The following is an 11,654-nucleotide window of genomic DNA, read 5'->3' on the forward strand; positions in this document are numbered from 1 at the left end:
ACTGAATATTATAAAAACATTTGTACTTCTTGCTGCTCTATACTTCCGAACTCCAATTTATCTAAAAGAGTTTCTTTATCCACTTTTAGTATCCCATATTCAATATCAAATAATGATTTATAATTCTTAATTAAATAATTTGATACATATCTTGATAACCCCATATTTTGGAGTGCAATCCCGATCGGATTCCTAGTACCATATTCTAAAAAGTTACTCCAATTAACACCTGCTTTATCTTCACCATAAATATCTTGGAGTATCAAATAATAATGACTTACATAGGTCTGAATTGAAAAACGAAGTATATTTTCTATATCTTCCACTAAATTGTTAATCAATATGTTAATATGACTTCTATTTTTGCTATCAAAATACTCTGGCTGATTTTTTTTATTTCTATAGACATATATTTTTCTCTTTTTGTCTTGATGAAAAAATATACTTCTATTAATAGATTCATTAAGACTCATTCCGTTAATCCATTGATTCATAATAACAGCATAGTAATTTAGACTATTTAGATTTCCAAGGCTTTTCTTTTGTTCATAATCATTCCATTGATATATTTTATAAAACAATCGTAGAATGTTTAAACAGTGTTCATAGTCAATTGTAGAAGGAAAAGTCACATCTTTTCCCTTTAATTTATTTTCGAGAACATATTGGTATGCAGATTCTTGTTGTTCAATAGGTATAAATTGATTTATCTTCAAGATTTTCTTGGGAATTTTAATTAAATCTACTTTTTCTTTTGCTTTCTCTATTAGTGATGACTGATCTATCTCAATTAATTTTTCAATAATTGGCGATTGATAGCCTTCTGCAAGATCTAATGTATTAATACTTATGATATTAGCTAGATATTTAACTATATCTTTTTCAGTTGCCTTTAACTTAGTTAATTCTTTGTTGTTTATGGCATTCTCTATTTCTGAAATATTGTTATTTAAATTCTTAGATACTGTGGGGTTCAGAGTTATACTTTCTTTACCTTTTAGGAAATCATCTGAGTTTTTCCAATCTCTATCTTCATTTCTAATGCAAAAAATATTACCAGACAATTCATATTTTAAGCGCCCAGCTCTACCGGCCAAATTCCAAAAGTCCACTTTTTTAAAATTTCTAGTCCCATTTTTATTTTTAAGAATAAAAACGTTTTTTGCTGGTAAATTAACTCCTTCTAACAGAGTAGAGGTACAAAATAGAAATTTTATAATACCATCTTTAAATAGTTTTTCTATATTATTACGCACAACCTGGGGTAGATTGCTAAAGTGATAAGCAACTCCTTTTTTTAAGCAATCAATAAGATAATAGTCAGGATGGACAACAGACTCAATAATTCGAATTGCTTCCTGAATTCTTTTTTTTGTTTCTATACTCATATCTTTTGTTGGAAATCTTTCACTATACTCTTGAGCTTTAGTAACTGCTTCCCTTCTTGAAGGACAATAAACCAGATTAGCATAGTCTTTAGACAAATAATTAATAATTTTTAAACAGTCTGTTTGTTCTTTTAAAATATTGGGTTTATACATTATATCTTTTAATTCTGTATAATGAATCACACATCTTTCAATTAAATCTATATAAAAAAGTTGTTGAGCAACTGGGGATTCACTAGATTGGTAGACATAATTCGCTTCTTTATTAAATAGCTTTAAGAATATTTCCGGGTTCGAAACATTTGGTGAGGCAAAAAACAACTGAATATGCTTGTTGCTAAACATTGCCCTTTCAATAGCAGTATATAAAGTAACACTCCTTTTATCTTGCTCACTAGCCAATTTATGAGCTTCATCAATAAACAAGCAATTTATTCTAGGATAAGTGAATTCAGATAAATAAGAGAGTAACCTTTCTGGAGTTAGAACCAATATTAATTTTGTATTCTCAATGTCAAGTCCTTCTAGATTCCCATGAGTTAGAACTGTATAATTTTTTTCATTAACCTGTTTTTTTAAATCTATTTTAATCTCGGATGCAAACTGATGAATTAATGCTCTAGTAGGTACTATTACTGCAATGTTTGGTCTTCTCTCTTCATTCATCAATTCAGCTATTTTTAATTTAATCATAAATGACTTTCCCATTGAAGTAGGACCGGAAAAGCTAAACACGTTGGAATTAATCAATTTTTGGTACAATGCAAATTGGGTATCAGTTAAATAAATATTATCAAAAGTATTCGTACGTTGTACGATCCTTTTTACTTTTGTCTCTAACCTTCTATCAAAAGGTAAGCTGACATTATAATTTAATAGCTGTAGAGCCGGGAAATTCCCTAGTTTTGATAAAACTGCATTAGCCACTAATTTGAATGAATAATCCTCTTGGAAAAATGGATATAAAAGGGTGATTATTTTATATGATAAATTTCGATGTTCAGTACTTGTTGAGTTTGATAAGATATCACAAAACCTCATTATATCCGTTAATTTCTTCTTAGTAATAAGATCTTGTTTTTCCTGAAATACATTTTTAAAAAACATTTCACTGATCTCATTAAAAAGCTGGTTAAAATAAGAATCCTTAGCTACATCCATAGCTAGTCTTTCTAATATTTTCATTAGCCTTCACCTTTTAATTTCTTTATTGCTTCTTTTCTTACTTTCTCAATATCCACAAAAGGAATGCAATAAATGTAGAATGTATACCCGTATAATTCATACTTATCGATTTGGGACTCAATGTATTTGTATTCCTTTTTAACTACATCCTTAACCATACCACGCACAGTATTTTGAAAATCAGAATTAGATAGCCTTTTTATTTGAGAATCTAGTTCCAAGTTAAATCCCACAAAAATTCCAAAAGCATTATCTGTATTTATTTCATCTTCTTGCGCACTCGGAAAAATTATTTTTTTAATTTCTTCATAGGTTTGTTCATCTTCTATTTCTTGGTCAAAATGGGTGTTAACTAAGTTTATTTCAAAATGTATATTGTTTTTTTTGTGATTAATAAAACTATTTATTGATGAAAACGCTTTTCTTAATCCTTCTTTAAAAGTTTTATACATTTTGGATTCACCAAAAACAATTTGATAGTTGTTTTCACTTAGTTTTAATAGATGAACCCCATCCGCCCCCTTCACATAATCATTATGGGAAGTTTTCAAGTTCATTTTTGTTAACAACTTAGGAGCCTCTAAATGAGATTCTAAAAAACAATAAAGTAGTAACTCTCCAAACTCTCCCTCGTTTGATTCATAATCTCTAAATCGCTCTTGGGCTAATTCTGCAAGTTCACCAAAACGTTCTTCTTCTATAAGGTTTTTATATTCCTTTTTTGATAAACAAAACGATATCATATGATTGAGTAATTCCTGCATTAAAGGCTTTATAGCAAATTGATTATTTAAAATTCTGATTATATGTAAGTTTAATCGTGATCTATCGTCTTCAAGTACATGGTCCTTAACTTCATGATAAAAATGATCAAGAAATTTTTTCTTGACAAGAGGCTTTATCAAGACATCTTCTCCTTCTGGTCATTAATTTTCTTGATTATAACATTTTTTCAAATATGACAAAAGTTGATAAAAAATGTTTCTCTATGACTTTTGTCTTTCTTCAATCCAAGAAATAACCAGATATCATTAAAGTAAATATCACATATAATTGGCAAACGTATTACAATTTACGATTAGATATTCTAATCAGTAGTGTAAATTGCCATCCCCATGTTCCTTTCCTCGATTCAAAATACATAAATGTATCATTAATTAAACATGTTCACTTAGTTGACAGGATTTCAAAGAGAAAAAGAGCAGACATAAAGTCTACTCCTTAGTTTCCTTCCCTTTAACTTCTTCATAATCAGGTGTTTTCTTATACAGACCAAGTCGGTCGCCATCACCATCACCCGGCATATGTGCCATTTCCTCATAAGAATCTCCAAGCTTCTCATAATAAGAATAAGTAGTAAGCTTGCGAGAACTTTCTTCTGGTTGGTAAAACGCAAGTTGAATATACTTCCCATCCTCATATACACGAATTACGGCGTTCTCTCTCTTGTACTCATCCGAATCAGCTCTCATTTCTTTTCTAGTTTTCTTCTCCTGCTTAATTACTTCATTAATTGCATTATCATATTTACTACCGCCACACGCAGTCAGCAGAAGCAAAGCGATTATATTAAGGAAAATAAAAAGGTTCTTCAAAATATGCACCCCCTATTTTTTCAATATTGATTATACTCAAAATATAGTTGTTTTTCCACTTTTTATCCATTTCCTTTTACCTGTACGTCATCTACCAGCCACTTGTTCTTTTCCTTCTTCATCTTTGTTTGGACAATCAGCACTTGATGACTGGTTACAGAGTTTGCAGTAGTTGATACCTCTACAACGTTCAAAAACAATTCAGTCGAATCATCAATCGGCTTTGAATAGCTTTCCAGTGAGCGTAACTTGCTTTGTACGCTAATAGAATGCTTTTTGTCAGATCGGGAAGGGAAGGCATAATCAAAGCCTTTTTCCGTGGTGTATTTTTTTACCGAATCGTATCGCTTATCAATATCACTGTAATTCAGAAACGCTTCAAAAAATGCCTTGTTCTTTTTTGCGCTGCCTTCATCCTGAATCTGACTCAATTCTTTGTTTTTTTCTATTAACACATCATTTTTCTTATTGAGTTGGTCGATCTTAGAACTCTGTGCCCCGTGAAACCAATATGCTGTCACCAAACCTACAAAGAAACAAACACAAATCCATGAAATATGTGTTTTCATGCTTCCACTCCTTAAAATTTTATTCTCCCAAAGGAAACTAGATGACTGCGCCAGTAGCCGGATTTTAGATCAGAATACTGAATACCGCTGTCATTCGAATTAAACATCCGACCTTCACCAACATAAATGCCGACATGAGTAATTGCCTTTCCTTCATATGTGCCGCCAAAGAACACGAGGTCACCCGGTACGGCCTGTTTTTCACTGATCTTTTTCGTTGCTCCATGCTGTTCCTGTGCTGTTCTTGGAAGAGTGATGCCAGCCTTCGCATATGACCATTGAACAAGTCCTGAACAGTCGAAGCCGCTTTTTGGGTTTGAGCCGCCCCACACATACGGCTGTCCTTCATATTTCAGAGCTTCTTTCATAATGTTTTCATAGCCATCTATTGCACCATCAACAGGCTTCACATCCTTATTAGAGCCTTTGAGATAACGCATCACATGATCTACATAACTCGGATCACCGTAGCTTTTCCAGCCCATCTTAATAGCTTGAATACGACTGAAATCTAAAGCCAGTTTTTTTGTGTATTTGCCGCCGTGCTTCTTTACATATCCGATAAAGCCAGAGCCAAAGTTATACGATTGTAAAGCCAGCCGGACATCTCCTCCAGCTTCTTTAAACACTTTTTTAAAATGTTTGATACCGACTTCAATAGAATATTCCGGATCTGTGATGGTATTTGGCGGCAATCCTATGCTTTCTGAACTTTGCATAATATCTAAAGAACGCCCACCACTTTCCTGCATGGTGAGCGCCATAATCACATTTACTTGATCATATACGCCCTCTTGACGAGCGTATCTTTCAAACGCAAATCGGAAACGTTCAACTTCCGGGGCAATGCCGATCGTTTCAAACTCTCCATCTCCACCCCCGATTTCATCGTTTCCCATGTCATGTTCTCTCGAAATCAACATGACAGCAGCCACCCCCAATAGAAAGAAGAGGATAACAGGAGTTGAACATATGAGTATCCAAAGCTTTGTTTTTGGTTTCGGCTTACTTAAAACTGTCATGTCCTTTCATCCTCTCTTAGTCTATCTATGCCTTTTGCTGATGAGCGACCGACAATATCATGCAGGGGAAGGGTCTCCACCTTATTCATCACTTTTGGACTGTTACGTTTCAGCGTCACAGGCTTTTCAGTGACCTTTTTCGGAACTTCACGATTTACGAATCGATTTTCACTGTTGGAAGAAACAGACTGTTTTTTCTCCATAGAAAAACCATCTGTTCGGACTTTTGAAGGTGTCTCAGATGGTCTTATAACTGATTGATTCGGTTGTTTGTGTTCTGTCTTAACACTTGAATACGGAGTATGTTGTGTTTCCTTCTGAACCTCTTGATAAGCCGGAGAAACATTTTCCCGTTGCACTTGTGCTACCTGATGGTCATAACCCTTTGCCCGGTGCTCTCTTTCACTAAATTGTTGTTGATCTGCTCGTTCTTCTTCCGCCATCGTTTCTTGATGTAAAGGTGCTCTTTTTATTTTATCTTCTTCCTGCTGATGAAGATTTCCGTCCGTCTCATGAGAAGCAGCATCGTAATTCTCAACAAATTGCCTTTGGTCAGACCGGTCTTTTTCATCCATCTTCTCTTGAAGCATTGGCGCACGCTTATAAGCGCCTTCCTGCTCTTCTTTTAAAACATCATCCATCATAGGAGCTTTAACACCTTCTCGCCGCCAGTCTCTTGTAGAAGAGTTAAGTTGTTGTTTTTTCTGTAATTCACTCGGCGTTAATCTAGGCTGTTCTTTTCTCATGTTTTGCGACTTTCTTTCAAGTGCCTTTCTCTCTTGATCAGATGGCGGGGCTACAGATGCTTTTTCATTTTGTTGCGGCGTCCTCGAAATAGCTCCCTTGTTGAATCCAGTCACCATCCCCGGACTGCTTCCGCCTGCACTCGTTCCCTCAGAAGATGGCGATTCTTGATCTTCGAATCCGCCTTTTCCTTTTCTGTTGCCAAACACCTTTCCAATTTGTCCAATTGCCCCAGATAGTCTGCCTGCACCTTTTTTTGCGGCTTCCCAAGAAGGCTGTACATATTCCTTTCTCATGTTGTCTACCATGTTATTATCAACAGATACAACTTTTCCGGCAGTCACAAATTGAACAATCGAATCTCTTTTCTTAATTGCAATCCACATTATAGCCGCCAAAACAACAGTATTTAACAGATACATTCCAAAACCGTTAGGAGGGATGAGTGTATCAACCATGAAACAGAGGACGTATACAAAAAGTATTAAAATGCCCAACATTGCTTTTAAGAGATAAACGCTTCCCAAACGTCCTAAAGCAACAAAGCCCGACATAGCAAGTTGCGGGACATAGGCAATAATAAACGCAAACGGAATAAAAAATACAATCGCTAAGGCGATAATCTGTAATAAGAAACTGAGAAACGCCAAACCAAGAAAAGGGATTCCAATTGCTATTGCCGCACCAACAGCTATAAATGATTCCCCCAATTGATTAAACACATTTCCTGTTGTCATTGCGTCATTTTTATATTTGTCTGATTCATATTTCTTTATATATTCCATTTTTTCTTTCTGTCCTTCATCAGACAATTTATAGGACAACAGCTTATCAATACGACTTAACTCTTCTTTGCTGTCTCCTTTCTCATTAATTTTAGCCGCACTTGTTTGGTCATAATTCACAATGAGATAGGGCTTTTTCAAAGCAATCTCAAAGTACACATTACGCATTACAGCGACCGTACCTTCCATTTCCTTACCTTTCTCTATTTTTGAAGCATCAGCATAAACACCCTCATTTTCTACTATTCCAATCAGCCCGTTTCCTGCTTTTAACAGCTTCCCTTGTATCTCAACAGAAAGGGCATTCAATCCCTTCATGTAATAACCAGCGTTTGATACCCATAAACCCCCAATGACCAGCACAACGATAAAAAGAATGCTACGTCTCATAGCATCCTTCACACTTCCTCTTACAAAAAATAGATACACAACATAACCGCCTACAAAGATAAAAAGCGCTTCCCCAAAATTCTTTTTCAGCGATTTATATACCGTTTTTGATACATTCGTGATGCTGTCCGCAAATTTATCTATCGGCTTAAGGTTATACATGACATCCATACCCGCATCGACCACACGAACGATATTTGCGGCAAAAGAGAATGTCACATTTGTCATCCCCACAAATGGTCCTTCAAGAAATTTATCAGATGCTTCATTATTCGCCTGATACCGGGAAATCGGAAATCGTTTCGACTCTAATTCAACGCCTCCCGACTTTTCAATTTTGGGCTGTGTGGTTGTGTCTCCATCCGCCGCAATGGTGGATACTGCTGTAATAATGGTGATGAACAGCAGGATGACAGCTGACACTATAAGAATTTTTTTCTTTTTCATGTCGTTCCTCCTAATCTAGCCTTGTCAGTAAATAGAACTGATATTTTGCGTTCGCTAAATCCCTTTCGGTCAGCACCTTCCATTCAGGAAAACGATCATACAATTTAAAACAAATTGCTTTTTGATATCTCATGTGCCTGAACATTTTGCGATTATGCTCCACCCTGATTCCTAGCAGCGCTTGCATAAATAGAGCCGTTGACCTGTGCCCAATAAAGCTTTTATAGCGCCAACTGCAACGTTCTAACACTCCATACACTTCCTGTATCGTGATTTCGTCTGCCTTATAAAAGCCAGAGTTGGTCAATACCAAAGAATTTAAGAGCGCAACCTCCATTTCTCCATCCCCTTTATAAATATTTTTCCTCGGCGTATGCGACAGCTTTTTTCTCAACTGTTTTCAATGCGCCTTCCCATTCTTCAAACAGGCATTCAATTGATATTTTGGCAGTGCGGCCATAATAATCTTTAAAGAGACATTGCCCCTGAAACATGGATTCCATCATTTTTAGATTCTCTTTTGTGACCTCCATGTTCATCCATTTCAACACGTCTTCACGTTCGTTCGGTTCATCAAAAGCAAAAGCAACACCAAAGTTACCGTTGTCCTCTTCTTTCAATGCGTCTTTTGTAGACTGTGAGATAAAATACTCAGCGTTATTATAAGAGCGACCTATGCGCCGCATTTGACGTTCGACTTTTTTCCCTTGCTGAGAAGTGGTAAATATCCATGCTTCATCTATAAACTCAACTGTCTGTTCATCCTGATTCATTCCGAACAGCTCACAGAATTTACCGAGCGCAAACATGACCGCACTTGATTTTAATTGTGAGGTTGTATAGTTCTCTAATCGTTCAGAGTGCTCCGGCAAATCCATATTTTCAACTTCTAAAATCGTGATTCTTTCTTCAAGTGATAGAGCCGGGTTTGATCCATCATGAATACATAATTTCAGGATGGAGTCCGCCACAACTTCATTTAAATAATCGCCTGCTTTTCTCACGGCTTCTTCCGGATGATTCTGCATTTCTTTCACAATATGGAGGGAGCCGACTTGTTCCCCTTTTTGCTTCATCTCAATGACATTTGATGTCGCACGTAGAAACGCCGTATTCACATCGTCTTTTCCTTTAAAGTCATACACTTGCTCAAAGATGACTTGAACGAGGTCTTTCGCTTTCATAGCCGGGAGAAATGATATCGGGTCTAATGCGCCCCAGTTTCTTTTATCCTCATGATCTAACGTGATATAGTTGTATTTTTCTAAATGAGCGATATACAGAGGGAACTTTTCTCTGATCTCTTGATCGTTTAAAACCCGGCGTATCCATTTCCTCATTTCTTTTTTCGGGTCAATATAAAGCGCCTTAATGTTCAACATGCTGATATAGTTAAAAATCAACTTTGCGAGGTATGATTTTCCGTTCCCTGTGTCTCCTGTAATCAGACAATGGGGTGAACGTGTCTTCGACCCTTTTAACTGTTGGTTTGCTAGAAATGGGTGAAACAAGACAAAATCACGACTTGATAAAATGGCGCTTTCCAAATCGGTATGCTCTATAAAGCGATCTACCCAAGCAAGAAAGAATCCTATTTTTGAACCAATATCAGAGTTAACAGCAAACAAACCTTCTGCCAGCCCATCTTGTGTTGTTTTTTGAATCCAGTTTTTATCCGTCATATCTAACTTTTCGCCGGGCAGCATCTTATAAAACAGTTTCAATTGATCCGCCACAGGAAGCCTGCATGTGATGCCTGCTCCTTTTAAATGACGCCTAACAATCGTAGCCTTTTGGGTACAGTCCTTTTTGTCTTTGCCATGAACCACGATGACGGCCAGCCAGTTCATCAAGTACACTTCTTCTTTCTTAATTTCATCTTGCAGATGCCGAACCATCGTCGCACTGGTCACAGTTGAAACGTCACTGCGGTCACCTGTGCTATGCTGTTCACGCTGTTCCTCTTTCAATTGTTGTTTCTTAATATTTAAGGCTGGTTTAGTAATAGACTTCGATTCTGTCTGTGCCTTGATCTGTACTTCTACTGGAAACGGAAGAGCCTGCGCTTCATAAAACAAATCACTCTCAGACATGTTGTGCAAAAATTCATCAACGACAACAAAAGAAGTGAAGCCTTCATCTTGATCACTATGGAGATGTAATACAGAAGGATTTGTAGGGTCAATAAGTGTATTCGTGATTGATCTGACGTTTCTAATCTCGCTTTCCTCTTCGATTCGATGCTTTAAGCCACGCACAAAGTGATAACGATTCATATACGTCATTTCCTGCTTCGTCAACCGTTCGCCGCGAATGGATGCCATTACATTGGCTAATGTCTCTTCAACCTCTTCATACTTATAAAAAAAGGAGGTCGGAACATTTTGTTCCCACCCCAACATTTTGACGACTGTATCAGTCGCCGTATTGAACAATGACAATACATTGTCTTTCATTTCAACGCTGATGTTAACAAGGCTGTTTTTCAATTTAATGCCGAAGATAAAATCATACTTGGTAAGCCGCCCTAAACGTTGTTCCAAAAGTCTTACCGTTTCCTCATTGTAATAACGAGCCACATCCAAAGCATCTTCGGCAAGATCAGATTCTAAATCCTCAAATCGTTTTTCCAACTCATATTCACTTGGATACATCATTAAATGAAAGTCATCATATGATGTAATTTCTTCGAATAAGTGTTTCCATTTTTGCTTGTAATTCTCGACTTTTTCTTTATTCTGCATTGGGATGGAACTGCTTTTTATGCGGTAATACGCCCAAACGTCTCCCGTTCTTGTCAACAACAGGTTGTTGTATATGGCTTTCATCGGTGTTCTTAATTTCATTCGATTTTCCCACCACCTCTACTAATTTTCGGAACTCAATTTGCTTTTCATTACTTAAATCCACCTTGCGGTCATTACAAAACTTCTTTTCAGGAAGCTTAATCAGAAAATAGTATTTTGCAAAGTCAAAGAAATATAGATAGATGTTTTTTCCTTCCGGTTTAATTTTCGTTACAAGCATGGTTAACAATACCGGGGTACCAAAAATCACGATAAAGAATGTATTTTCAAAAGCGTGAGGAAAAATCATCCTCACGCCATACCAAAAACCGAAGCATAGAGCCACAAAAATAAAGTAGTTGAGTGCAGGTATCAACTCAATAGCAAATGGCAATGAAAAATTCTCGGTAAGCTGCTGAATTTTTTTCGGCTCCCGCATTGCCTTCCGATAATTAAAAACTAGACGCCCCACAATACCACTCCTTACAATTTGTTCATGAGCGCGTCAACCCAGCCGGAGAACTGCGACCAGTGACGAATAATCCATGTAACAGCACTTCCGACAACACAAACCGCCACAATTCCGCCTATTTTCAATTTCACAAAGTGTTTAGCAGCCAAACCCACGACAACAATCACAATAAACTGTGTGACAATATCCAACACCCAGCTTTTAACCCCTCCAAGAGTAGGAAGGCCCGCTCCCATAACCAAATGGTTGAATAAATCCATTTTGTTTTCCC

Annotated in this window: 10 protein-coding genes; all 10 read right to left on the bottom strand. The window is 36.6% G+C overall.

From position 1 onward, the window contains the following. Positions 1-8 precede the first annotated feature (8 nt). A complete protein-coding gene (locus AUL54_RS08155; RefSeq protein ID WP_060963521.1) occupies positions 9-2,573 on the bottom strand; it encodes a DEAD/DEAH box helicase in 2,565 nt (854 codons plus the stop codon). Next, entirely contained in the window at positions 2,573-3,478 is a 906-nt protein-coding gene (locus AUL54_RS08160) for a HamA C-terminal domain-containing protein (protein ID WP_060963522.1), read from the bottom strand. The genes AUL54_RS08155 and AUL54_RS08160 overlap by 1 nt, the downstream gene beginning before the upstream one ends. 309 nt (positions 3,479-3,787) lie before the next feature. Next, positions 3,788-4,168 (bottom strand): cystatin-like fold lipoprotein, encoded by a 381-nt coding sequence (locus AUL54_RS08165; RefSeq protein WP_060963523.1) that lies wholly within the window; start codon positions 4,166-4,168, stop codon positions 3,788-3,790. A gap of 62 nt (positions 4,169-4,230) precedes the next feature. Next, positions 4,231-4,737: a hypothetical protein gene (locus tag AUL54_RS08170; protein WP_060963524.1), complete on the bottom strand. Its 507-nt coding sequence runs from the start codon at positions 4,735-4,737 to the stop codon at positions 4,231-4,233. 11 nt (positions 4,738-4,748) lie between these two features. Beyond that, on the bottom strand, positions 4,749-5,759 hold the full coding sequence (locus tag AUL54_RS08175; RefSeq protein WP_060963525.1) for a bifunctional lytic transglycosylase/C40 family peptidase: 1,011 nt from the start codon (positions 5,757-5,759) through the stop codon (positions 4,749-4,751). Next, positions 5,756-8,125: a CD3337/EF1877 family mobilome membrane protein gene (locus AUL54_RS08180; protein ID WP_060963526.1), complete on the bottom strand. Its 2,370-nt coding sequence runs from the start codon at positions 8,123-8,125 to the stop codon at positions 5,756-5,758. The genes AUL54_RS08175 and AUL54_RS08180 overlap by 4 nt, the downstream gene beginning before the upstream one ends. A 10-nt stretch (positions 8,126-8,135) precedes the next feature. Next, positions 8,136-8,462, bottom strand: a complete 327-nt coding sequence (locus AUL54_RS08185; RefSeq protein WP_060963527.1) for a YddF family protein — start codon at positions 8,460-8,462, stop codon at positions 8,136-8,138. Between the two features lie 13 nt (positions 8,463-8,475). Next, positions 8,476-10,971, bottom strand: a complete 2,496-nt coding sequence (locus AUL54_RS08190) for an ATP-binding protein (protein WP_145930753.1) — start codon at positions 10,969-10,971, stop codon at positions 8,476-8,478. Further along, the gene (locus AUL54_RS08195) at positions 10,859-11,383 is read right to left on the bottom strand and encodes a conjugal transfer protein (RefSeq protein ID WP_017418464.1); all 525 of its coding nucleotides are present in this window, start codon (positions 11,381-11,383) and stop codon (positions 10,859-10,861) included. The genes AUL54_RS08190 and AUL54_RS08195 overlap by 113 nt, the downstream gene beginning before the upstream one ends. Positions 11,384-11,394: 11 nt before the next feature. Next, positions 11,395-11,643, bottom strand: coding sequence for a hypothetical protein (locus tag AUL54_RS08200; RefSeq protein ID WP_060963529.1), 249 nt, complete (start codon positions 11,641-11,643; stop codon positions 11,395-11,397). Between the last annotated feature and the right edge of the window lie 11 nt (positions 11,644-11,654).

It is taken from the genome of Bacillus sp. SDLI1 (assembly GCF_001553895.1).
GTDB lineage: Bacteria > Bacillota > Bacilli > Bacillales > Bacillaceae > Bacillus > Bacillus siamensis.